The sequence below is a fragment of the Hafnia paralvei ATCC 29927 genome (genome assembly GCF_001655005.1).
Taxonomy (GTDB): domain Bacteria; phylum Pseudomonadota; class Gammaproteobacteria; order Enterobacterales; family Enterobacteriaceae; genus Hafnia; species Hafnia paralvei.
Window position 1 is genome coordinate 39,500 of record NZ_LXET01000053.1, and the last position, 24,957, is coordinate 64,456.

The window sequence follows — 24,957 nt, forward strand, 5'->3', positions numbered from 1 at the left end:
TACAATCTTTGCAGGATTAATCAAATTTAAAACGGAGAGCACAATTTTAAAACAGCTCGATAAGGCTTGCCCTGCAAGGGTTCTATAAAATACGCCAACGCAGGTAGTCACTTACAGCCGTGTTGCGCAACTTTATCTACGAAAAGTCTGACGAAACTTTGCTGCTGTAACAGTGTCGCACCAAACAAATGTTTGGAAGGTAATAAAATACCCCATATTTTGTGATAATTATGACACCAAGCCCATACGCACAATATTATAAAAACTTATTTATTCCCTTATAAATCATTTAATTATTTGATAACCAAAAGCAAACACATCACTCTCTATCTTGTTTTAATTATATTTTGGCGTACACGTGTACACTGGAATCATTCTCAGCTAATCTAGCCTTAGCTTTAATTTTTCATTGTTCAACAGAGGTAACGCCGCACTATGGCAAAGGCAAATATTGTTCAGCAGGGATATTCGCTGGCAGAGGAAGTTGCCAACAGCATCAGCCACGGAGTTGGCTTTATTCTAGGTATCGTCGGCTTAGTTTTATTGCTGGTGCAAGCCGTTGGCACCGGCGCTGACGCCACCGCAATCACCAGTTACAGCCTGTATGGCGGCAGTATGATTCTGCTGTTTCTGGCCTCCACGCTGTATCACGCAATTTCACATCAGCGCGCCAAGCGTTGGCTAAAAGTGTTTGACCACTGCGCAATCTATCTATTGATTGCCGGCACCTATACGCCTTTCTTGTTAGTTGGGCTGGACTCAACGCTAGCTAAATGGCTGATGGCGGTGATATGGGGAATAGCGCTGTTTGGCATAATCTTCAAACTCGCGTTTGCGCATCGCTTTGAAGTGCTGTCGTTGATCACCTATCTGACGATGGGATGGTTGTCGCTGATTGTGATCTACCAACTGGCAACCAAGCTGGCGTGGGGCGGAGTGACATTGCTTGCTATCGGCGGGATTGTTTATACGCTAGGCGTGATTTTTTACGTCAGCAAACGCATCCCCTACAACCACGCCATCTGGCATGCGTTTGTACTCGGGGGCTGTGCTTGCCACTTCTTTGCGATTTATTTGTATGTGTAGCTGACGTTGGACTACGTAAAAGAACGGATTAGCCAGAATGGCGATTGCCGTTCGTTCCCGAGGGCAGCCGCGTAGCCGGCTGGAAACGCGTCGGAGGGCGTCTATTGAGCCCTCCGACACGGATGCCTGCACAATACAGATGTAAGACCGGATACATTAGGCGGACGTAACATTCACCCAGTTTAATCTGGGTTCACCGCCACCTTTCCGCCTACCAACTTGCTCATCTTAATCACTATTGGCGACAGCAAAATCAGCGCGATAAGGTTTGGTAGTACCATCAGCCCGTTGAACATATCTGCCATATTCCATACCAGCTCAACCTTGAAGAATGATGCAATAAAGATGAAGGCGATCACCATCAATTGATAAGCACGTACCGCTCTTTGCGAATTGAATAGGTAGCGAATGTTCATTTCACCGTAGTAGTACCAACCTACAATCGTTGAAAAGGCAAAGAAAAATAGAGAGACAGAAATAAACAGACTGCCGAAATAGCCGTAGACATAGGTATAGGCTTGCTGAGTCACCGCAATTCCCTGTCCAGTAAACACGCCGAGGAAATTAGCCTGAGTTTTACCATCCAGCTCCCACATGCTCATACCGGAAGTGATAATTGCCAATGCCGTCAACGTTACGATAACGCATACGACGAAAACCCCCATCATCGCGATATAACCCTGCTGCTCTGGACGTTCGACTTTAGCGACCGCATGCGCATGAGGCGTAGACCCCATACCGGCTTCATTGGAGAACAGGCCGCGAGCAATACCAAAACGCATTGCCTGCTGGATGGCAATCCCTGCACCACCACCTAACACCGCTGTTGGATTAAACGCAGCAACGAAGATCGATTTAAACGCAGGCAGAATATAGTGTGCGTTATGCACCAAAATCACCAGAGTACCCAATAAATAGAACACGGCTTTAATAGGCACCACTTTCTCGGTAAAGGACGCAATACTGCTGATCCCCCCCATAATGACCACGCCGGTAATCAACGCGAGAATAATGCCAATAACCCAGCCCGGAACGCCTAAAGAACTATTAAACGCTGCGGCAATGGAGTTGGATTGCACCATGTTGCCGATAAATCCTAATGCAATAATCACTAACACCGAGAAAATACAGGCGAGCCATTTGCAGTTCAGCCCCTTTTCGATGTAGTACGCCGGTCCGCCGACAACCTGCCCATTTTTATCTTTTGATCTGAATTTCTGAGCCAACATCGCTTCAGCATAAATTGTCGCCATCCCAAGGAACGACGAAACCCACATCCAGAAAATCGCACCTGGTCCACCAGCAATAATGGCCGTGGCTGGCCCCGCTAAGTTCCCCGTACCAACCTGTCCAGCAATCGCCGTCGCTACGGCCTGAAAAGAGCTCATCCCCTGCTTATCTGCTTTAGCACCAGACAGCGAGATACCGCTAAACAAAGCTTTAAATCCCGATTTAAAATGGCGGATTTGGATGAACCCCAAACGTAGCGTGTAATAGATCCCCGTCCCACAAAGTAGAAAAATCAGTAGTTCATCCCAAAGCAGGCTGTTGACCTGATTAACTAACTGAGTAATAAATTCCATAAATGCCTTACCTGTTTTATGCCGGCGCGCGTGTGGTCACGCGTCAAAGTTGTAATGCAAAACCAATAGCTCACCCGTAGTCGTTAAAAGCACCCAGGTGGATTGTCATGATGAAAATGCTGATATATCAGCCAATAAGCCCAGATAGGCTGGCTGACCTTGTATTCATTAGGGGAACATTTCACGGTGAGAACTCTATCACACTTTTATCACCATTCTGGGGTTGAATGAGGGTTAAATCAGCATGAGTAAAAGTGATGATTAGTGTAAGTAATAGAATGTTAAATAAGCATAACTAAATGATAAAATTAGATTTATCCAAAGTCACCCAAGAGATTGCCCATTGGGTATCTGCAACTTTTGCATTAGAAAACTTCATCCAAAATAAATGAGAAAAAGTAAGGGTAAGATGGTTTAAGTCGCTATAAAGACAAAAAAAGCCTCATCGATAAAATGATGAGGCTGAAACCGAAGAGATGCTATGTCAGACACTCCCCGGGGTAGGTGAAATCAATGGCTCTTGAATTAGAACATTTCGCTCATATTCAGCTGGCTCATCAACAACGCATTATCGCTATAGTCGACCGGTACGGCGACAACCGCAGGTCCTTGCACATCCATGGCAGCGCGAAGCGTGCTCTCGAGCGTTTCCGAGGAAGTAACAGCAAAACCTTTAGCCCCAAAAGCTTCAGCATAAACTTTAAAGTCAATGGGCCCAAACTTAACCCCTGATGTGCGGTGATACTTTTTATCTTCCTGAATCGCAACCATATTATATTCGTCATCGACCCAAATGATATGCAGCAGGTTTACGCCTAACCGTACGGCGGTTTCTAGCTCCATGCTGGATTGCATAAAACCACCGTCTCCAGAAACCGAGACCACTTTACGGCTTGGATCGACTAGCGCAGCACCGATTGCCCACGGTAACGCAACACCCATGGTTTGCTGCCCATTTGAGATCAGCACCTGACGCGCACGGAAACTGTACAAGTAGCGAGCAATCCAAATATGGAAACTCCCCATATCTACGCATAACGTCACATCACTATTGACGATATCCTGCATCGCTCTAACCAAGCGCAACGGATGAATCGCAAACTGCGTTAGGCTACGTCCTTTTTGTGCCAGCAGTTCCCGTTGCTGACGTCGCTCTTCCAAAATAGCGACCGCATCACGGCTTAAATCTAGCGTGGCATGAATATGTTCAGAAAGTAGATCCAACGTATCGGCGATATCCCCTACCAGTTCAATATCTGGCTGATAATCGCTATCGGTTTCGGCGGGCATGATATCGACATGTACCAGCGCACTTTCGTCATTATTCCACTGTGCTGGTTCATATTCTATCGGGCTGTAACCAATAGTCATCACCAGATCCGCATTCCTCAGCAGACGATCTCCTGCCTGATTATTGAATAACCCCACCCGACCAGCAAAACGATGGAAATGCGCCTGATCGATAACCCCCGCAGCTTGATAGGTACTGGTAACGGGCAGCCCACTTTTATGCAAAAACCGGCGAATAGCTTCAGCATTACGCGGCTGGCTAGCCATCAGTCCCAGCAAAATGACTGGATTTTTAGCTTTCTCAAGACGGCGTGCGACTTGAGCCACACTCTCAAAAGGAGCCGCACCAAGAGTAGGATGCTGCGTCGTCAACACCCTGCTATTGACTGGCTCGTTGAGAATATCCATGGGTAGACTAATGAAACTTGCCCCAGGACGCCCAAACTCTGCCGCTCTAAAACCATTGGCTAACACCTCAGGCAAAGCAGAAGCCGATGTCACTTCAGCTGAATACTTGGTGACCGGACGGAACATCGTCACGGTATCCATGGTTTGGTGTACCTGTTTTAAATGGTCAGCGCGTTTTACTGCCCCACCCAGTGCAACCAAAGGATCACCCTCCGATGTTGCCGTGGCTACACCGGTAATTAAATTCGAACAGCCAGGTCCTGAAGTCACCAACGCTACGCCAGCTTTCCCCGTCAAACGGCCCACCGCTCCCGCCATAAAAGCCGCATTTGCCTCATGACGCACTGGAATAGTTTCGATATTGGAATCGACTAATGAGTTAAATACGCGGTCAATTTTCGCACCAGGAATACCGAATACATGTTTTACCCCCTGAGCCTCCAACTGAGCGACGATCAGATCTGCCCCACACTGCCATGCTTTGTTGCTATCAGACTTTTTCATGGAACCCAACTCCTAGATGCCTTCAAGGTTTAACTTTCTACAGAACGAATTGCGGTATCTAAATTTGCAGGACATAAATCAGCCTGCATAAAATCATCGTCATGAGGAAAATCGATCAGTAATTTGTCGATTGTGCCGAAGGTCAGCACACCGCTTTCCACCTGATAGTCGAGAACATGACCACCACAGTCGCGCTCTTCAGTAATGAAATGTTCGTGATAGCCAGCAACGTTGATACCTTGCATATAGTTAGGGGTGAAGAACCCAATCAGTACGCCCTTGCGCTGTTCAATGTGATATGTCGGCTGCGCTTCAATAGCCTCCTGCATCGGCTTATAAGGACGATGCTGTTCAGGCACAGTCCGTGTTTCCACATTATGGAAAACACCGTCGATGCGTAGTGCGCAAAATGCATTTTGGCTCGTCAGCATTTTGTCGATAACCTGATGGATTTCATCACGGCTATGTAGACGGTTAATACGGTACTCTTCGGTGGGTTGGTAAAATGTCATGACGGCAAAAGGCGTCTTTTGCTCAGGCTTGGCTTTCCGAGCGCTGCCGTCACCACGTAGTTGGAAAATGTTGCGGTTAAACGCAATCATCTCACCATCGAGATGATTAAACGTGCCCAAACCAAAGTCACCATGCTTAAGTAAATCGGCCATGGTGGTTTCACCTTCGTAGACCCCGCTTAATAGCGCACTCATTAGAGAAGTTTGATAAATGACGCGTTCTGGATGTTTACGATAGAGCTGCTTAGCAGTTTCTGCGATGTCTGCCACGCATGAACAGTCAGAATGATGTGCTTTCATGAGGTGATCCATTTTTTAATCATTAGCGTTGTTAACTAAAGGTTGACTCCTTTCAGCAATGAGTTCCAATATGATGTTGTGTTCACTTTGAGACGTTTTTGATATGGAACTACGCCATTTACGCTATTTCGTCGCAGTGGCTCAAACCGGTCACTTCACTCGAGCAGCTGAGCAACTCGGGATCTCCCAGCCACCACTCAGTCAGCAAATCCAAAAACTTGAGCATGAAGTTGGCACACCTCTTATAAAGCGCTTAACTCGCGGGATCGAACTTACGGAAACGGGGAAAACGCTCTATAAAGACGCTTGTGAAATCATCAAACTCACCGATGCCGCGTTGGAACGTGCTCGCAACGTGGCGCGCGGTATTAGTGGCTCCGTGAATATTGGATTTGCGTGCTCTACGGCGTTTAATCCCACGGTGTTTTCGCTGTTACGACGCTTTCGTGAAAACTACCCCAAGATGCACCTTCAACCGCAAGAGAAAGACATGTCGGCATTGATGAACGCACTTGAAGAAGGGAATCTGGATTTTGCTTTTATCCGCCTGCCGTGCGAGCGCAGTAAAGACTTTATGTGCCGAGTGATCGACACAGAGAAAATGATGGTGGCTTTACCGCGAACTCATCCTCTCAGCCAAAATAAATCCCTATCATTACTAGATCTGAAAGATGAACCCCTGATTACGTTTCCACGAGAGGTAGCGCCAAGTCTATATGATCAAACGATTAACGCCTGTGAAGAAGCCGGATTCACACCGTTGTTAGGCCAACAATCTCCTCAGCTAACCTCGGCAATTAGCATGGTGGGAGGGGGATTTGGCTTTGCTCTCGTTCCGGCTTCGCTAAGCAAGATAGATGAAAAAAACGTGGTCTGCCTTGAGTCCCTCCGGGCGCTTCCTACCAGCGATATCGCCATTGCTTGGCGGCGTGGTGATTCAGGACATGTAATCCTTCACCTACTCAATTTGCTATAACGCTTTGCGGATTTATGACATAAAAAACCGCTCTGAGCTGTTGATTCACAGCATCAGAGCGGTGGGTTTGATCGTTACCGTTTTATTCTAAAAACTATTCGTATTCAGAAATGGGCACACACGAGCAGAACAGATTACGGTCACCGTAGACGTCATCCAGACGTTTCACGGTTGGCCAGTATTTATTCTCTCTGGTTGATTCCGTTGGGAATACCGCCAATTCGCGTGAATAAGCATGCTCCCAGTTTGCCACCAACTCAGCCTGAATGTGGGGAGCGTTGACCAGCGGGTTATCCGCCAATGTCCATTCGCCACTGCTAACACGCTCGATCTCAGCGCGAATCGCTAGCATGGCATCAATAAAGCGATCCAGTTCAGCTTTGCTTTCTGACTCGGTTGGCTCAACCATCAACGTACCCGCCACAGGGAAAGACATGGTTGGTGCATGGAAGCCGAAATCGATAAGACGTTTAGCAATATCCATTTCGCTAATACCGGTCTGCTCTTTGAGCGGACGAATATCCAGAATACATTCGTGTGCCACACGGCCATCACGGCCGGTATACAAAATTGGATAAGCGGATTTCAGGCGCGTTGCAATATAGTTCGCATTTAAAATTGCCGTCTGGCTGGCTTTCTTCAGCCCTTCAGCCCCCATCATACGGATGTACATCCAGCTAATCGGCAGAATCGACGCGCTGCCGAACGGTGCAGCAGAAACCGCACCTTGCTGAGTGGTTAAACCGTCAATCTGTACGATAGTATGACCCGGTACAAACGGAGCCAAATGTGATTTCACACCGATAGGCCCCATGCCCGGTCCGCCACCGCCGTGAGGGATACAGAAAGTTTTATGCAGATTGAGATGTGACACATCCGCGCCGATATAGCCCGGCGTGGTGATGCCCACCTGCGCGTTCATGTTGGCGCCGTCAAGATAAACCTGTCCACCAAACTGATGCACGATCTGGCACACTTCACGAATGGTTTCTTCATATACGCCATGGGTCGACGGATAGGTCACCATAATACAAGACAGCTCATCGCCGGCCTGCTCTGCTTTAGCACGCAAATCGTGCAGATCGATATTACCGGAATCGTCGCAAGCCACAACGACCACGCTCATACCCGCCATTTGCGCTGAGGCCGGGTTCGTCCCATGGGCAGAACTTGGAATCAAGCAAACATGACGCGTTGCTTCGTTACAACTCTCATGATAGCGACGGATCGCCAGCAGACCTGCATATTCCCCCTGAGCACCGGAGTTCGGCTGCATACACACAGCGTCATAACCGGTTAATTGCACCAGCCACTGTGACAATTGGGAAATCATTATCTGATACCCTAACGCTTGCTCTGGCGGGCAGAACGGGTGCAGCTCTGCAAATTCAGGCCAGGTAATTGGAATCATCTCCGCCGCAGCGTTGAGCTTCATAGTGCAAGAACCCAACGGGATCATCGCCTGATTCAGCGCTAAATCCTTACGTTCTAAACGATGCATGTAGCGCATCATTTCAGTTTCGCTGTGATAGCGATTGAATACTGGGTGAGTCAGAATAGGATCGGTACGCAGCATATGTGATGGGATACTGCCTTCGCACTCTTCAGATACCAACGTGTCTAGCGTATCAATATCCAAACCATGATTATCGCCTAACAGAACCGCAAACAACGCTTCAACATCTTCACGGCTGGTCGCTTCATCCAAAGAAATCCCTACTGCGCCAGGAATATCGCTGCGTAGGTTGAAGCCAAAACTCAATGCACGAGCCAAAACCTCGGCTTTATCTTTAACAACCACCGTGAGCGTATCAAACCAACTGTGATTACGAATGGTGACATCTTTTTGCTTCAGACCCGCAGCCAAAATATCGGTTAAACGATGAATACGATCGGCAATACGCTTCAGCCCAACTGGACCATGATAAACCGCATATAGACTGGCGATATTGGCGAGCAATACCTGCGAAGTACAAATGTTGGAGTTAGCTTTCTCGCGACGGATATGCTGTTCACGCGTCTGCATTGCCATACGCAGCGCGGTATTACCCGCCGCATCACGCGAAACCCCAATGATACGTCCCGGCATGGAACGTTTAAATTCATCACGACAGCCAAAGAAGGCCGCATGTGGACCACCATACCCCATCGGCACACCAAAGCGTTGTGCCGAACCAAATACGACATCTGCACCTAATTTTCCCGGAGCCGCCAGCAGTACCAGTGCCATAGGATCGGCTGCGACACAGGTTATCACCTTGCGGTTTTTCAGCTCATTCATCAGCGCGGTATAGTCGTGCAGCTCGCCGTAGGTCCCCACCTGTTGCAGCAATACGCCAAATACGTCTTGATGATCGAGCACTTTCTCTGCATCGTCGACGATAACGTCAAAGCCAAAAGTCTCGGCACGGGTACGTACCACATCCAGCGTTTGCGGATGAACATCTGCAGCCACAAAGAAGCGGTTAGCGTTTTTCAGCTTGCTGGCTCGTTTGGCTAACGCCATGGCTTCCGCCGCGGCTGTTGCTTCATCCAGCAGGGAAGCAGAAGCTAACTCAAGACCGGTAAGATCCTGCGTCAACTGCTGGAAATTCAGCAGTGCCTCAAGACGTCCTTGAGACACTTCCGGTTGGTATGGCGTATAAGCGGTGTACCAACCCGGATTCTCCAGCATATTGCGCTGAATAACCGGCGGCATCAGCACACCGTGGTAACCCATACCAATAAAGGATTTGTAACGTTGATTCTGACCCGCAATGGCTTTCAGCTCAGCCAACGCCTGATGTTCAGTCACGGCGTCACCCACCGCTGGCGGTGTTGGTAACTGAATATCCGATGGAACGATCTGCTCGATCAGATCACGTAAAGAGCGTGCTCCGACAGTTTCCAGCATTTCTTGCTGCTGTTGCGCAGACGGACCGATATGGCGAGCAATAAAGGATTCGCTGTTTTCGAGCTGGCTGAGAGTCTGGGTCATGAGTTACTGATTCCTAAATGTGCATACAAAAGAAATGACACTACGAACTCACTTTCTCTCGGCGATACCCTACCGCCGAGAGAAAGTTTGAAGCGCTATCTACCACGAGTTGCCGCTACGGTGCCCAAAAGCGTTCAGGCACGGACAGTTAGTCTTCGATAGAAGACTCATAGGCAGCAGCATCCAGCAAGTCAGCAATCTGCGATTCGTCTGATGCTTTAATGCGGAACAACCAGCCTTCGGAATAAGGCGCGCTGTTTACCAGCTCTGGTGCTCCTTCTAACTCATCGTTAATCGAGACGATTTCACCGCTGATAGGCGCATAAATATCTGAAGCCGCTTTTACGGACTCCGCTACCGCACAGTCATCCCCAGCATCGAAAGAGGTACCGACTTCAGGCAGATCGATAAACACCATATCGCCCAGCAACTCCTGCGCATGCTCGGTGATACCAACGCTATAAACCCCTTCGCCTTCTGCACGAACCCATTCGTGAGATGCGGTATATTTCAATTCAGTAGGCACGTTGCTCATCGAAATCCTCTCTTAAATGTTTGTTAAATTATACTTTCTAAGTCTGATTCAATTGGTGTTGCCAATTTAAGTGCGGCCAGCTCATAGGAATCGGAGCGTACTCACAGTACGTGAGGATTCCGAGCACTGCCCGAGCTTAAGATGGCAAGCGCAGTAGCCTAGTTAATCAGGCTTTTGCCGTTACGCACAAAACCAGGTTTAACGACACGAACCGGCATTTCACGGTTACGGATCTGCACAATAGCCTCTTCACCAATTCCTGCTGGTACGCGCGCCAATGCAATACTGACACCTAGGGTTGGAGAGAAAGAACCACTGGTGATCACACCTTCTTGAAGATTCCCGTTGGTATCGGTGAAACGCACCGGAAGCTCATTACGTAACACACCTTTTTCGGTCATGACCAAGCCAACCAACTGTTCTGTGCCGTTTTCGCGTTGCTGTTCTAATGCTTCACGGCCAATAAAGTCACGATCTTCCGGAGACCAAGCGATGGTCCAGCCCATATTGGCGGCTAACGGCGAAACACCTTCATCCATTTCCTGGCCGTAGAGGTTCATACCCGCCTCTAAACGCAGAGTGTCGCGCGCGCCCAAACCGCAGGGTTTAACGCCAGCTTTAACCAGTTTTTGCCAAAACTCAGGGGCCTCACCCACAGGTAGTGCAATTTCATAACCGTTCTCGCCGGTGTAACCCGTAGTCGCAATAAAGTAATCGCCGGCCTGTACGCCAAAGAAAGGTTTCATACCACTGATAGCCTGCTTTTGAGCGTCTGAGAACAGCGTTGCGGCTCGTTCCTGCGCTTGCGGACCTTGAACGGCAATCAGCGCGAGATCGTCACGTACGGTGATATCAACGTGATATGGCTCGGCATGCTCGGTGATCCATGCGAGATCCTTTTCACGTGTCGCAGAGTTAACCACCAGACGGAAATATTCCTCTTCGAGGAAATAAACAATCAGGTCATCAATGACGCCTGCAGAGGCGTTCAGCATGCCAGTGTAGAGAGCTTTACCCGGAACGGTCAGTTTGGCGACGTCGTTTGCTAGCAGGTAGCGCAAAAACTCCCGGGTGCGCGGCCCGCGCAAATCGACGATAGTCATATGGGAAACGTCAAACATGCCTGCATCCTGACGCACGGCATGATGCTCATCGATCTGTGAGCCGTAGTGCAGCGGCATCATCCAACCATGGAAATCAACCATACGCGCGCCACAGGCGACGTGCTGATCGAAGAGTGGAGTTTGTTTAGCCATCTTAACCCTCTTTTCCTGAACGTTTTGTCATCCGGTACAAGTCATTCTCTATGGCGTCCCGGGCGCACTGATAAGATATGTTTTGCCTAAAGATATCTTCGAGCCAAAGAGCAGCAAACATCGCTACGCAAACGATACCCTTCCTCAGACGTTATCACCGAAATCAGCGATTAACCATAAGTTAAAATAAGAGCTGGTGTTAACGATAGTGAAATTTAGAGAGGGGATAATGCAGAAGTTTCACCTAGAAAACTGCGCCTAATGGCACATTATTAACATTTTCACTGCAACTGCATTGCAGTTATATAACGTATGTCGCAATTTTATCGTGGAAAATAGCGGATGTTAAAATCGCATGCATTAGAAAAACTAATTCAAAATAGCGGGCAGCATTAGAATATTTCAAACAAGGTCGTAAGAGGAAAAAGAAAGGGAAGAATGGAGGCGGCCAACAATGCGTTTTGTCAGCCGCAAAAGAGGATTATTTTTGCAACCAATCCGGTAAATCAGCTAACCCCATAGCATGTTGTACTAGTCGAGGTTTTAGCCCGGGGAGATTATCCGCGAGCATCATTCCAACATCACGCAGTAGCTTTTTGGCAGGATTATCACCGTCAAAGAGCTGACGGAAACCTTGCATCGCCGTCAGCATCACAGCGGCGCTATGCTTACGAGAACGTTCATAGCGGCGCAGATACATATATCGGCCAATATCCTTACCCTGACGTTGTAGGCGCTTAATTTCAGAAGCCAGCTCAGCGGCATCCATAAAGCCTAAATTCACGCCCTGCCCCGCTAATGGGTGAATGGTATGCGCAGCATCACCAACCAAGGCCAAGCGATGCGCGGCAAAACTACGTGCGTAGCGCCCCACTAGTGGATGTGACTGACGTGGGCTTACCACCTCACACAGCCCTAAACGTGTATCAAAGGCCACCGCCAGCTCGCGGTTAAAATCACTGTCCGATAAGGCTTCCAGACGCCGAGCCTCTTCCGGCCCAACCGACCATACAATTGAGCACAAGTGTTCGTCTTCCAGCGGCAAGAAAGCCAGTATGCCATTTGGACGGAAAACCTGACGAGCACAGCCATCGTGCGGTTGTTCGGTTTTGATCGTAGCAACTAGGGCATGGTGCCCATAATCCCAGAACGTTAAAGGGATATCCGCGTTCTGGCGCAGCCACGACTGTGCTCCATCGGCCCCAATGACTAAGCGCGCGGTGAGCATTTGCCCATCATTCAGGGTGATGAACGCTTCATTCTCTCCCCATGCCACCTGTTGGAAAGTGGCTGGCGCTATCATGGTTACCTCGGATTGCCGAGCTACCTTATTCCACAATGCCTGCTGAATGACACTATTTTCAATGATATGCCCCAGATGGGTATGACCATATTCCTGCGCGCGGAACGCAATCCGTCCAAAGCTATCACTATCCCATACTTCCATGCCTTGATAGGCGCTGGCGCGTAGGGCGAGAATATCTTGCCAAACGCCCAGATGTTGCAATAGACGCTCGCTGGCGGCATTAATCGCGGAAACACGCAGGGCGGGTTCTGGCGCTAGCTCTGCGAGCTCTGGGATCCGATGTTCAACCACAGCAATACGTAAACCGCTTCCCTGAAGCGCTGCTGCTGTTGCCAATCCCACCATGCCACCACCGGCAATGACCACATCAAAAGATTGCATTGTGATTATCTGTTCCTGTTAATGAATCATATCCCCTAAATCATTCAAGCTGCTGAAAAGCCTCCTGAAGTACGGCGAGGATAAATTTAACGCTCCACCCAGCCGAGCGTGCGCCGCGCCAATGTTTCACGCAGCGATGGAACGAGCTCCATCGCCATCAGCCCCAGATTGCGCCCAGCCACCAAGGGTGCAAGGCGATTAGCAAACAGATGGATAAGCCCGTCGGTCACACCAATCGTAGCCCGTTGATCCGGCTCACGGCGCCGTTGATACTGGCTTAGTACCTGATAACTGCCGATATCATGCCCTTGCTGCTCGGCCTGAACAACCGTCTCTGCCAGTGAAATCACATCGCGCAGCCCCAGATTGAACCCTTGGCCTGCAATTGGATGCAACGTCTGTGCCGCATTACCCACCAAGGCAAGGCGATGGCTAATATGTTGCTGAGCCAACGTTAAGCGCAATGGATAGCTATGGCGCTTACCCGCTTTGACCATCGCGCCCAATCGCCAGCCGAACGCCTTCTGAAGCTGACATAAAAATTCGCTATCGCTCCAGCTATCTACGTTGTCCTGTTCGTTTGCGGAATGGCACCACACCAGCGAGCAACGCCCCTCACTCATCGGTAACATGGCTAGCGGACCATTACGGGTAAAGCGCTCAAAGGCTTTACCTTGATGCGGCAATGCGGTGGTCACATTGGCAATAACGGCAATTTGACCATAGTCTTCACTACGCCAATCGACGTTGCAATGCTGAGCCAGCGCCGAAGATGAACCATCCGCCGCCACCAGTAGTTCGCCTGTAAGATGAGAGCCGTTATCCAGCGCAATACGAGCACTATCTTTTTGCCGCTCGACACCCACCACTTTTGCCGGGCAATGCAGTGTAACGCCCGGCGCTTTCTCAAGCAGTTGGAATAGTCGTGAGCCCGCCTGATGCAGTTCAACCACCTGTCCCAAATAAGGGATCTGATAATCCAGAGCATCGAGGCCAACAAAGCCGGCATGTCCCTGATCGCTAACATGCACACGCTCAATCGGTGTAGCACACGCCTTAAGCGCCTGCCATACGCCAATTCGTTCCAATTGCTGGCATGTACCATACGCGAGAGCAATAGCGCGAGCGTCGAATCCTGGGTGTTGTCTGCTGTCTGGGGAGACCGCCTCAACAACCTCAACTTGAATACGTCCAGCGCTCAGAGCAGAAACCGCCAACGCCAGCGTGGCTCCCGCCATGCCCCCGCCCACAATGATCATTTTCATGCCGTTTATCTTTCCTTAACGGGCTGCTTTGGCCTGCGCCATCAGCGCTTCGATATCATCAGCCTGCTTAACAACATCTTTAGTTAACACCTCAAATCCATCTTCAGTAATCAAGATGTCATCTTCAATGCGGATGCCAATACCGCGATACTCCACTGGAACATCGGCATCTGGTGCGATATATAAGCCCGGCTCGCAGGTTAATACCATGCCTGGTTCTAACACGCGCTCACGCGCAGAAGAGCCATAATCGCCGACGTCATGTACATCCAGACCTAACCAATGGCTCAAACCGTGCATAAAGAACTGGCGATGTGCCTGATCGGCAATCAGTTGCTCCACATCCCCTTTCATTACGCCTAATTTTACTAACCCTTCGACCATCACTCGAACCGTCGCCTCGTTCGCTTCGCGAATACTGCGGCCAGGAGCAAAGATTTCAAATGCCTTGTCCATCGAAGCCAATACCAGATCGTAAATTTCGCGCTGTGGCTTGGTGAACTTGCCGTTTACAGGGAAAGTACGGGTGATATCACCGGCATAGCCTTTATATTCACAGCCCGCATCAATCAGTACTAAATCACCGTCTTTTAACTCACACTCATTTTCGGTGTAGTGCAAAATGCAGCCGTTTTCACCACCGCCAACGATGGTATTATAAGAGGGGTAACGCGCGCCGTTTCGAGTAAACTCATGCAGAATTTCACCTTCCAACTGGTATTCGAACATACCTGGGCGGCATTTTTCCATCGCACGGATATGGCCTAATGCCGTTATTTCACCCGCTCGGCGCATCGCCGCAATTTCTTCCTGCGATTTAAACAAGCGCATTTCATGTACCCAAGGACGCCAATCAATAAGCGTTGCCGGCGCGCGGAAGTTTTGACGTACACCACGACGCAGTTTTTCGAGGGCGGCAAAGGTAATCTGGTCGGCAAAATCATACTGGCCCTGAGCGTGATAAACCACGTCTAGCCCGTTCAGCAACAGGTGAAGCTGCTCTTCAATATCGCCGTAAGGTAAGGCGCGATCTATGCCTAACTTGGCCGGAGCGGCTTCTTGCCCTAAACGACGACCAAACCAAATCTCGGCGGTTAAATCACGCACGCGGTTAAAGAGCACGCTGTGATTATGGGTCTCGTCGCTTTTAATCAAGATCAGCAGCGCTTCGGGTTCGTTAAAACCCGTCAGATACCAGAAATCACTATTCTGACGGTAAGGATATTCACTGTCCGCGCTGCGGGTACATTCTGGAGCAGCAAAAAAGAGAGCGGCACTACCGGGTGCCATCTGTGCCAAAACAGCCTGTCGGCGACGTTGGAATTCTTGCGGGGTCATGACCTTCTCCTGAAATCAGCAGTTGCGAAAACGTGGCGTAGTGCTCATAGCATACGGCTTAATCAGCATGAGCTATCAATACAGATAGAGTCCCCAAGCTTCAAGCATGCAGGGGATATAGCCTAAATATTGGTGTTGCATCAAGGCAACAAGCGTATAAATTCCGATGAACCTACATCAGTAAGCGATTCGAAAGCATGGGTGCAGCTAACGCCGAGGCAGCTTCAAATATGATGGGTATAGACTATCACGCGGTTTGCGAAATGGGATAAGCAAGATCAATCAGGCGGCGGGAGTGCCACCTGATTCATAACAGAAATTAGTGCAACGTTGGCTTTTGCACTTCAGCCGCGTTTGGCTTTTCTTGAGAAAACTCGCTGTGGCACAGCATGGCTGCCATACGCACATATTCTGCGACTTCTTCCAAAGATTGTTCTAACTCTTCCTGATCTTCGTCTTCCTCATAGCCCAATTGAGCAATGCTACGCAGATCGTCGATCACTTCGCCCACTTCACCTTTAATTTTGCCAAGGTTCTTTTGCATCATGCCCAGACCTAGCAGGAAGTGATTTACCCAGCCAGACAGCGCATCGGCGCGATCAAACACGGTCACATCATCGCCATCAGGCAGCAACAATTGGAAACCAAATCCATCATCTTCCAGCGTATCGCGGGTATGCTGATAAGCAGCCTGAAGAGGCTGTGCGAGCGATTGAGAAAAAGCCTCGCCCTCATTGGTCAAATCATGAACCATAGTGCGCCAGTTGTCGTTCTGATTGCCGCCACACAGTATTCCGCTGATCAAACCATGCATTTCAGCGGGAGTTAATCCAACGCCTTGCTGTTGCAAAGCCTGAGTAAAAACAGAATATTCCGGTACAGTAATCTCAATTGACATACGTTTTGGTCATCGTTGGCAGATAAAGTTCGTGTTATGCTACCATCAAGAACAGTCGCTATACCAGAAAGGGCACGCTGTAAGGCTTGAAATGGCTTGTAACTGCGTAGCGAGGTATATATAGTTGGCGCCCGATTTAGTGACCCTCGCGGTTTTGAAACTGGCGCAAAATCTAGGCAGGAAGGTGGTATGTCTGCACAACCGGTAGATATTCAAATTTTTGGTCGTTCGTTAAGAGTTAATTGCCCGCCAGAACAACAAGAAGCGTTGAATCAGGCTGCAGAGGATCTTAATCAGCGGTTGCAAGATCTCAAAGTTCGCACTAGAGTCACAAATACAGAGCAACTGGTTTTCATCGCGGCATTAAACGTATGTCACGAACTGGCGCAAGAACGCTTGAAAACTCGCGATTATGCCTCCAATATGGAGCAAAGAATTCGCATGTTGCAGCAGACAATTGAACAAGCTCTGCTGGAACAAGGTCGCATCACTGATCGTCAGGGTGCGCAGTTCGAATAAGTGTGACCTATAGTTGTAACATGTTGGTTAGCAAGCGATTTTTAAATAAAATCGTATCAATTTAAGAAAAATGTGATAAGCTAATTAGCGTAAAGGATACAAAATTTCTCTGAGGTGTTCGTGTGCGGGCCAGTCCCCTGAGCCGATATTTAATACCTCAAGAATGCGGCGGATCCGTAATCGGTGAGCACGCTCGGTCTCCGAGAAGCCTTAAGATTGCGTCGTTGCGTTCACCTTGAACCATGGGTTCAAGGGTTACAGCCTGTTACGGCACCTCGGAGATTCCTTACCCTAAACATCCTTAAACGGGTGTCTCATGTCCAATAACCCTGCTCTTCCCTACTCTACTCCAATATCTGCTCTATCCCGTTCGGATATCCGCTCTTCTATCCGCCAACGTCGGAAAAAACTTAGCTCTGAATTTCAACGACATGCAGCCCTAGATATAGCGGCTCGAGTGATGTCATTACCTCAAATTCAACGGGCTCAAACGCTTTCTCTTTTTCTCTCTTTTGACGGAGAATTAAATACGCGTCCACTCATTGAGCAGCTCTGGCAGGCAGGGAAATCGGTTTATCTGCCGGTTCTTCATCCCTTCAGTCGCGGCAATCTGCTGTTTTTACGCTACGCCCCTGACACCGAAATGACGCGAAACTATTTTGGCATTGATGAGCCTCGGCTCGACGTGCGGCAAGTCCTACCACTACATCGACTGCAGATCGTCTTTACACCGTTAGTTGCATTTGATGAATTGGGGCAAAGACTAGGTATGGGTGGCGGCTTTTACGATCGTACTCTTCAGTATTGGCAAAGTGCGCACGCCAATCACTGCGGACCTTACCCTATCGGCTTGGCTCACGATTGCCAAAAAGTCGATACTCTACCGTCTCAAGAATGGGATGTGCCGCTGCCAGAAATAATCACGCCAACGACGCATTATCGTTGGTCATCATTGATGATATAAGTACACAGAGATAAGAAAAAGAGAGGCTCAGAATGCAGTCTATCTTTTGATTTTTATGACTTCGCTACACAGAAACTATTCATTTTCTAGCAAGATGCTAGATAAAAAAACGGCAGCCTTATGGCTGCCGTTTTCACAATGATAATGATGCGAAATTAATACAGAAGACGAGCGCGGATAGTCCCAGCGATCTCTTTCATCCGTTGCAACGCTGCTTCTGCTCGCTCGGTTTCCGTTTCGATATCGATAACCACATAGCCAATCTGCGCATTAGTTTGCAGATACTGAGCTGCGATATTCACACCCTCTTCGGCAAAAATCTGGTTAATCTGAGTCAAAACACCTGGGCGGTTTTCATGAATATGCAGGAGTCGACTGACGTTCTCTTCATGCATCGGCAGTGAAACTTCAGGGAAGTTGACGGCTGACAATGAAGAGCCGTTATCTGAATATTTTGCCAGCTTGCCCGCAACTTCTGCGCCAATATTTTCCTGCGCTTCCTGCGTTGAGCCGCCGATGTGAGGCGTTAGCAGCACGTTATCAAACTCACACAGCGGTGAGTTAAACGGATCGCTATTCGTTGCTGGCTCCGTTGGGAATACGTCAATAGCCGCTCCAGACAAATGCTTAGATGACAGCGCATTGCATAGCGCAGGGATATCGACGACCGTCCCGCGAGAGGCGTTAATGAGAATCGAACCAGGCTTCATCAACGCCAGTTCATCCGCACCAATCATATCTTTCGTGGAGCGAGTTTCCGGCACATGCAGAGACACCACATCACTCATGTTGAGCAAATCAGAGAGATGGCGAACCTGTTGCGCATTACCCAGAGGTAGCTTGTTTTCAATGTCGTAGAAAAAGACATTCATCCCGATACCTTCAGCCAAAATGCCCAACTGAGTACCGATGTGACCATAGCCAATAATGCCGAGCTTTTTACCGCGAGCTTCAAAACAGCCAACGGCCTGCTTATTCCACTCACCGCGATGCGCACAGGCGTTCGCCGTCGGAATACCGCGCAACAGTAGCAATAACTCGCCAAGCACCATTTCAGCTACGGAGCGCGTATTTGAGAACGGCGCGTTAAATACCGGAATACCGCGTTTGGCAGCAGCAACCAAATCAACCTGATTGGTTCCAATACAGAAACAGCCGACAGCAATCAGCTTTTCGGCTGCCGCAAAGATATCTTCGGTCAGATGGGTTCGGGAGCGAATGCCTACAAAGTGGGCGTCGCGGATGGATGATTTCAGCGATTCCGAGTCCAGCGCACCTTTATGATATTCAATGTTGGTGTAACCCGCTGCACGTAAATTATCGACCGTGCTTTGATGAACGCCTTCAACTAAAAGGAATTTAATCCTGTCTTTCTCCAAAGATACTTTTGCCATGACCCGACCCTAACCCCTGTTAATTCGAACCTTAGTGTGACCGCTGCGAACGATAAAACTCATGCGGCATGCAGCCAACATAACAAATATTACGCATCCAGCAAGCCAACCGATTGCCTACAATGAGGTGAGCAAAGGGAATAAAACGTTAAAAGTTGGCGAAAAATGCTACCGGCTTTCATCACCGCAGAGTGAAAGTATCGTCAAGCGCAAATATGTGACATATGTCACCGAATTTAGGGGGTGTGATAAATAAATGAAATTCAGTGTTTAAAACAAAGTTAACAAAGGGAAAGGCACTAAAAAGAAATTATGGCAGATGGACAAAAAAACAGCTCCGAGTTTTCGGAGCTGAGTCAACGATAACAATCGTTACAGCGAATTTAAGCCGTGATGGTTTTATAAGACGATGATTTTATAAAACGATGATTTTATAAAACGATAGTTTTTACACCGTCTGCCGAACCGACCAACGCAACGTCAGCACCGCGGTTAGCAAACAGGCCAACGGTCACTACACCTGCAATCGCGTTGATTTGCTTTTCTAACGCAATTGCATCCATGATTTTCAGGTTATGCACATCTAAAATCACGTTGCCGTTATCGGTTAAAACACCTTGTCGATATTCTGGCTGACCACCGAGCTTCACCAACTCACGCGCAACATAGGAGCGTGCCATTGGAATAACCTCCACCGGCAGAGGGAATTTACCCAGAATATCTACCTGTTTGGACGCATCGACGATGCAAATAAATTTCTTCGCGACGGCAGCTACCACTTTTTCACGCGTTAACGCCGCGCCGCCGCCTTTGATCATCTGCATGTGGCCGTTGATTTCATCTGCGCCATCAACATAAATATCGAGTGAGTCCACATCGTTAAGATCGAAGACAGTAATACCCAAACTCTTCAATTTCTCCGTAGAAGCGTCAGAGCTGGATACAGCACCCTCGATCTGCCCTTTCATGGTTCCTAGCGCATCAATAAAATGAGCCGCCGTTGACCCCGTCCCCACTCCAACGATGGTACCTGGCTTCACATATTTCAGCGCTTCCCAACCCACAGCTTTTTTCAGTTCATCTTGAGTCATTACCGAATCCTATCGACTAATCTACGAAAACGTGTGCGTATTATAGAGCAACTGCCTATAAAATGGCGTGTCACATGGCGAGTTTTTAGTCCTTAGTAACAACCTTTTCCCTGAGGTTGATGTATTTTCTCCTCGTCAATGAGGAGAAATGTGGCATATTGCAGTTATTAAGATATAAAAATCATAAGCGCAGGGGACGAAGAACAACATGAAACGCCCGGACTACCGGACTTTGCAAGCACTGGATGCGGTAATACGCGAACGTGGCTTTGAGCGTGCGGCACAAAAACTCTGTATAACTCAGTCTGCGGTTTCTCAGCGAATCAAGCAGTTGGAAAATTTGTTCGGACAGCCATTGCTGGTGCGTACCGTTCCGCCACGTCCTACGGAGCAGGGACAGCGCCTGCTTGCGTTGCTGCATCAGGTCGAATTGCTAGAGGAAGAGTGGCTTGGGAACGATAGCAGCACGGATGGCCCGCTGTTGCTCTCTTTAGCCGTCAACGCCGACAGTTTGGCAACATGGTTGCTGCCTGCACTTAAACCTGTGCTGGCCGATTCGCCGCTACGTTTGAATCTTCAGGTTGAGGATGAAACTCGAACCCAAGAGCGTCTGCGCCGCGGTGAGGTTGTTGGTGCCGTGAGTATCCAGCCACAACCACTACCCAGCTGCCTCGTTGACCGCTTGGGGGCACTAGACTATCTGTTTGTCGCATCGCCAACGTTTGCTGCTCGTTACTTTCCAAACGGCGTTAACCGCTCTTCGCTGCTGAAAGCTCCTGCCGTGGCATTCGACCATCTGGACGATATGCATCAGGCCTTCTTACAGCAAAACTTTGACCTTCCCCCAGGCAGCGTGCCGTGCCATATCGTTAACTCGTCCGAAGCCTTTGTGCAGTTAGCTTTGCAGGGAACCACCTGTTGTATGATCCCTCATCTGCAAATTGAAAAAGAGCTTAAAGACGGTTCATTGATCAATCTAACTCCAGGCATGGTGCAGCGCCGTATGCTGTATTGGCACCGATTTGCGCCAGAGAGCCGCATGATGCGCCGAGTCACCGATGCGCTGCTGACCTATGGGCATCATGTGTTACGTCAGGACTAAGTTCGGTGTATCAAGCCTAAAAAAGCACACCGTTTGGTGTGCTTTTTCAGTTCATCGGCGTTAATTATTTGTTCAAGCTAAAGACCACATCAACCTGATCGTCAAACTGGATAGTTTGCTGTTCATAAGTTTGTGCAGCTGAAGTCTTCGGCATAGAATCTGCGGCCATATACATGCGGCTTACCGGCGCTGGCTGGTAGTTTGAGACATGATAACGAATGCTATATACCGGACCAAGCGTCACGCCAAAGCCTTTTGCCAGAGACTGAGCCTGATTTACGGCATTTTTGATCGCTTCCTGACGCGCCTGCTCGCGGTAATTATCTGGCTTAGCAACACCTAACTCTACCGAACGAATTTCATTCAAGTTGGCTTTCAACGCGCCATCTAACAAACCATTCAGCTTGTCTAACTGACGCAGAGTCACCTGAACGCTACGGTCGGCACGATAGCCTTTTAGCACGCTTTTGCCATCTTTCAGATAATCGTATTCAGGCTGAGTACTGAGATTCGCGGCGCTGATATCTTTTTTCTCAATGCCATTGGTCTTCAGAAAATCGAAGTACTTGGCAACCCGCTCATCTACCTGAGTTTTAGCACTTGCCGCATCTTTAGCAGACGCTGTTACTTGGAAAGTCAGCGTTGCGATGTCGGGAGTAGCGCTTACGCTTGATGTACCGGAAGTCGCCAAATGTGGTCCTTCTGGTATATCTGCGGCCTGAGACAGTGTCGGTAACGCACTTAATCCCATCATTGCAACCATTGCTAAAGCTTTTAGCTTCATGGCGTCTCCTTGTAGACATCCTCGATTTTGGTGGTTTCAGCATGAACCTATTTCATACTGAAAGATGAACAATATCCTGAACTAAAACAGTATGTAACGCTTTAGGAACAATCCAGAATTTTGTCCATCGGGTGCAAACCTTAATTTACGCATCGAGTTACAGATTACATTACAACTGTAGTCCACTTCGAGCCAATTGCAGGGCGATAACCCACATGACACAGGCAACCAGCAGGTTAATCACTCGCTGAGCTTTTGGTGTACTCAACCACGGAGCCAACCATGCGGCTAATAGCGCGAGTGAAAAGAACCATAACGCCGATGCACTCACTGCGCCGAAAGCGAACCAGCTACGCGCATCTACGGCAAGCTGTCCCCCCAAACTCCCCAGAACGACGAAGGTATCAAGATAGACGTGCGGATTTAGCCATGTCACCGCCAGCATAGTCACGACAATACGCCAGCGACTCTGTTGCATGACCTCTGTGCCAGTCTGAATCCCCTGTTTTGCCAACGCCGCACGGAAAGCCCCCCATCCGTACCATAGCAGGAACGCGACACCGCCCCATGTAACCAGCATTAACAAAAGCGGCGACTGACTTAATAACGCGCTTCCTCCAAAAATGCCGCCACAAATTAAAACGATATCGCTAAGCGCGCACAGGCAGGCGATCATCAGGTGGTATTGACGACGAATTCCTTGGCTCAACACAAACGTATTTTGCGGACCAAGAGGCAAAATCATCGCTGCGCTCAGAGCAAAGCCCTGTAAAAAAACAGAAAACATGGAAGTCCCTCAGAAATATAACGGCGTCCCAAAGAGATAATGGGCCGGAATGGCAGCGATATTACGCCGAGAATTTCAGAAGAGGAAATGGATGATTCTTATCGGGGATTAGAGAGGCTAATGATATAGAGGCATGCGGCTAGAGCATTGAATATCACGCCAGCCTTTCGTCCGCCCACTAGCATCCCTAATGGCGGCTCTAAAATGCATTCCATTCAACATGAAAAAGACACAGCAATATTGTTTTGTTTGTGTCTTTTTAATTGTTTAAGTCTTGGTAGGGAGAGCCGCCGACACAAGGATGTATCGGCGGAGTTTGGGGCGCCCTGGATGGGCGATACCAAACCGAAGCGGAGATGGCGTCTCAGATAAAAGCGCGCAAGTGCAGAGACCACGCGCTGGTGGTCTCTGCCCGTACGCCTTCATCAGTGCATCAATGAAGCTCGGTATCGACAGGCGGGCGGAACCTTGCACAGCCTTAACATAAACAACTGACGCTCGAAACGCCTAAACAATAGGAGATTCTATTCCCCTTCAGCCTTACGCACCGCGGCTTGATACAGATGTACATCCATCTGCGGGAATGGAATACCAATTTTATTGGCATCCAAACCACGTTTGAAGTTTTCCATCAGGTCAAAATAGACAGGCCAATAATTAGCATTGGTTGTCCATGCGCGAACCACAAAATTCAGAGATGAAGCAGCCATTTCATTCAGGCGAATAGTGACGCCTTGATCGTGCATAATACGACTATCAGCAGCAACAATATCGCCCAGAACTTTTTTAACGATATCGATGTCAGCATCGTAGGCGACGCCAACGGTAATATCTACGCGGCGATTAGGCTCACGCGAGTAGTTGATAATATTACCTGCAATGATTTTACCATTTGGCACTACAATAGTTTTATTGTCAGCAGTCAGCATCGTTGTAGAGAAAATCTGTACGTCTTTAACCGTACCCGATACGCCGCCCAAATCAACAAACTCTCCGGTACGGAATGGACGGAACAGAACCAACAAAACACCCGCAGCAAAGTTAGATAGTGAGCCCTGCAACGCCAAACCAACAGCTAAACCTGCGGCACCGATAACGGCAATCACAGACGCAGTCTGCACACCTAAACGACCTAGCGCAGCAATAATGGTAAACGCCATAATACCGTAGCGCACCAGTGCAGAAAGGAAGTGAGCAACGGTGAGGTCTACGCCGCGAGCCTTCATTAAACGGGTAATTGTGCCGGAAACGATTTTGGCAATAATCGAACCCACAATGAAGATAACGATCGCAGCAATAATATTTACCGCATAGTGAATCAATAAGTCCTGATTTTTCACTAACCAGTTTCCGGCATTATTAATGCCATCAACAACGTTCAGGTCTTTCATAAACCATCCTTCCTTTTAAGAAATCAAAAGTAATGCAATATGCTCAATTTATGCCGTTTTATACCCCAAATAATTGGAGTTGCATCAAGGCGGCAAGTGAGAAAAACCCGATGAGCTTACTCTAGTAAGTGATTCGGGTGAGCGAACACAGCCAACACAGATGCAACTTCAAGTATGACGGATATATGCGACATGTTGACGTAAGGTTAACGGACAATGGGCCATACGCCAACTAATCAAAACTTAAAATATAAAATTTGGCCCAATGAAATAGGATAATTCAGAGATATTGGTCGTCATATAAAACAAA

20 protein-coding genes and 1 other RNA gene are annotated in these 24,957 nt (G+C 48.7%); 6 read left to right on the top strand and 15 right to left on the bottom strand.

Going from position 1 to position 24,957, the window contains the following annotated elements; all coding sequences use genetic code 11:
• Nucleotides 1-435: 435 nt before the first annotated feature.
• The gene (gene trhA / locus M988_RS16860) at nt 436-1,086 is read left to right on the top strand and encodes a PAQR family membrane homeostasis protein TrhA (RefSeq protein WP_004846918.1); all 651 of its coding nucleotides are present in this window, start codon (nt 436-438) and stop codon (nt 1,084-1,086) included.
• A gap of 182 nt (nt 1,087-1,268) precedes the next feature.
• Here trhA and M988_RS16865 read toward each other — a convergent pair whose 3' ends face one another.
• The 3 genes from M988_RS16865 to budA all read right to left on the bottom strand — a co-directional run bounded on the left by M988_RS16865 (nt 1,269) and on the right by budA (nt 5,683).
• Nucleotides 1,269-2,669: an alanine/glycine:cation symporter family protein gene (locus tag M988_RS16865; RefSeq protein ID WP_008815039.1), complete on the bottom strand. Its 1,401-nt coding sequence runs from the start codon at nt 2,667-2,669 to the stop codon at nt 1,269-1,271.
• Nucleotides 2,670-3,194: 525 nt separating this feature from the next.
• Nucleotides 3,195-4,871, bottom strand: coding sequence for an acetolactate synthase AlsS (alsS, locus tag M988_RS16870; protein ID WP_008815038.1), 1,677 nt, complete (start codon nt 4,869-4,871; stop codon nt 3,195-3,197).
• A 29-nt stretch (nt 4,872-4,900) separates the two neighbouring features.
• Complete coding sequence (budA, locus tag M988_RS16875) at nt 4,901-5,683, bottom strand: acetolactate decarboxylase (protein ID WP_064575097.1); 783 nt, start codon at nt 5,681-5,683, stop codon at nt 4,901-4,903.
• Between the two features lie 103 nt (nt 5,684-5,786).
• Between budA and M988_RS16880 the strand changes: the two genes are divergently transcribed.
• Nucleotides 5,787-6,659, top strand: coding sequence for a LysR substrate-binding domain-containing protein (locus M988_RS16880; protein WP_061059199.1), 873 nt, complete (start codon nt 5,787-5,789; stop codon nt 6,657-6,659).
• 94 nt (nt 6,660-6,753) lie between these two features.
• Here the strand turns inward: M988_RS16880 and gcvP are convergent, their stop codons facing one another.
• From gcvP to M988_RS16915, 7 genes are all read right to left on the bottom strand, one after another.
• A complete protein-coding gene (gcvP, locus tag M988_RS16885; protein WP_064575067.1) occupies nt 6,754-9,636 on the bottom strand; it encodes an aminomethyl-transferring glycine dehydrogenase in 2,883 nt (960 codons plus the stop codon).
• 148 nt (nt 9,637-9,784) lie between these two features.
• Nucleotides 9,785-10,171 (bottom strand): glycine cleavage system protein GcvH, encoded by a 387-nt coding sequence (gcvH, locus tag M988_RS16890; protein ID WP_004846899.1) that lies wholly within the window; start codon nt 10,169-10,171, stop codon nt 9,785-9,787.
• 158 nt (nt 10,172-10,329) lie between these two features.
• Nucleotides 10,330-11,427, bottom strand: a complete 1,098-nt coding sequence (gcvT, locus tag M988_RS16895; RefSeq protein ID WP_064575069.1) for a glycine cleavage system aminomethyltransferase GcvT — start codon at nt 11,425-11,427, stop codon at nt 10,330-10,332.
• A gap of 481 nt (nt 11,428-11,908) precedes the next feature.
• Nucleotides 11,909-13,114: an FAD-dependent 2-octaprenylphenol hydroxylase gene (gene ubiI / locus M988_RS16900; protein ID WP_064575071.1), complete on the bottom strand. Its 1,206-nt coding sequence runs from the start codon at nt 13,112-13,114 to the stop codon at nt 11,909-11,911.
• Nucleotides 13,115-13,200: 86 nt separating this feature from the next.
• Nucleotides 13,201-14,379: a 2-octaprenyl-6-methoxyphenyl hydroxylase gene (ubiH, locus tag M988_RS16905; RefSeq protein ID WP_039187990.1), complete on the bottom strand. Its 1,179-nt coding sequence runs from the start codon at nt 14,377-14,379 to the stop codon at nt 13,201-13,203.
• Nucleotides 14,380-14,394: 15 nt separating this feature from the next.
• Entirely contained in the window at nt 14,395-15,717 is a 1,323-nt protein-coding gene (gene pepP, locus M988_RS16910) for a Xaa-Pro aminopeptidase (RefSeq protein WP_064575075.1), read from the bottom strand.
• Nucleotides 15,718-16,036: 319 nt separating this feature from the next.
• Complete coding sequence (locus M988_RS16915) at nt 16,037-16,615, bottom strand: YecA/YgfB family protein (protein WP_008815030.1); 579 nt, start codon at nt 16,613-16,615, stop codon at nt 16,037-16,039.
• Nucleotides 16,616-16,804: 189 nt separating this feature from the next.
• Between M988_RS16915 and zapA the strand changes: the two genes are divergently transcribed.
• From zapA to M988_RS16930, 3 genes are all read left to right on the top strand, one after another.
• Nucleotides 16,805-17,134 carry a cell division protein ZapA gene (gene zapA / locus M988_RS16920; RefSeq protein ID WP_004846886.1) on the top strand — a complete coding sequence of 110 codons (330 nt, stop codon included), beginning with the start codon at nt 16,805-16,807 and terminating at the stop codon, nt 17,132-17,134.
• A gap of 103 nt (nt 17,135-17,237) precedes the next feature.
• Nucleotides 17,238-17,420: non-coding RNA, 6S RNA (gene ssrS, locus M988_RS16925), on the top strand.
• A 30-nt stretch (nt 17,421-17,450) separates the two neighbouring features.
• Nucleotides 17,451-18,098 carry a 5-formyltetrahydrofolate cyclo-ligase gene (locus M988_RS16930; RefSeq protein WP_064575077.1) on the top strand — a complete coding sequence of 216 codons (648 nt, stop codon included), beginning with the start codon at nt 17,451-17,453 and terminating at the stop codon, nt 18,096-18,098.
• 155 nt (nt 18,099-18,253) lie between these two features.
• Here the strand turns inward: M988_RS16930 and serA are convergent, their stop codons facing one another.
• Together serA and rpiA are read right to left on the bottom strand one after the other, a co-directional pair.
• The gene (serA, locus tag M988_RS16935; RefSeq protein WP_008815028.1) at nt 18,254-19,492 is read right to left on the bottom strand and encodes a phosphoglycerate dehydrogenase; all 1,239 of its coding nucleotides are present in this window, start codon (nt 19,490-19,492) and stop codon (nt 18,254-18,256) included.
• A gap of 431 nt (nt 19,493-19,923) precedes the next feature.
• Complete coding sequence (gene rpiA, locus M988_RS16940) at nt 19,924-20,583, bottom strand: ribose-5-phosphate isomerase RpiA (RefSeq protein ID WP_004846874.1); 660 nt, start codon at nt 20,581-20,583, stop codon at nt 19,924-19,926.
• 208 nt (nt 20,584-20,791) lie between these two features.
• Between rpiA and M988_RS16945 the strand changes: the two genes are divergently transcribed.
• Complete coding sequence (locus tag M988_RS16945) at nt 20,792-21,685, top strand: LysR family transcriptional regulator ArgP (RefSeq protein ID WP_004846873.1); 894 nt, start codon at nt 20,792-20,794, stop codon at nt 21,683-21,685.
• A gap of 64 nt (nt 21,686-21,749) precedes the next feature.
• Here M988_RS16945 and M988_RS16950 read toward each other — a convergent pair whose 3' ends face one another.
• From M988_RS16950 to mscS, 3 genes are all read right to left on the bottom strand, one after another.
• Nucleotides 21,750-22,469, bottom strand: coding sequence for an oxidative stress defense protein (locus tag M988_RS16950; RefSeq protein WP_004846868.1), 720 nt, complete (start codon nt 22,467-22,469; stop codon nt 21,750-21,752).
• Between the two features lie 169 nt (nt 22,470-22,638).
• A complete protein-coding gene (gene argO / locus M988_RS16955) occupies nt 22,639-23,256 on the bottom strand; it encodes an arginine exporter ArgO (RefSeq protein WP_004846867.1) in 618 nt (205 codons plus the stop codon).
• Between the two features lie 524 nt (nt 23,257-23,780).
• Complete coding sequence (mscS, locus tag M988_RS16960) at nt 23,781-24,647, bottom strand: small-conductance mechanosensitive channel MscS (RefSeq protein WP_008815027.1); 867 nt, start codon at nt 24,645-24,647, stop codon at nt 23,781-23,783.
• Between the last annotated feature and the right edge of the window lie 310 nt (nt 24,648-24,957).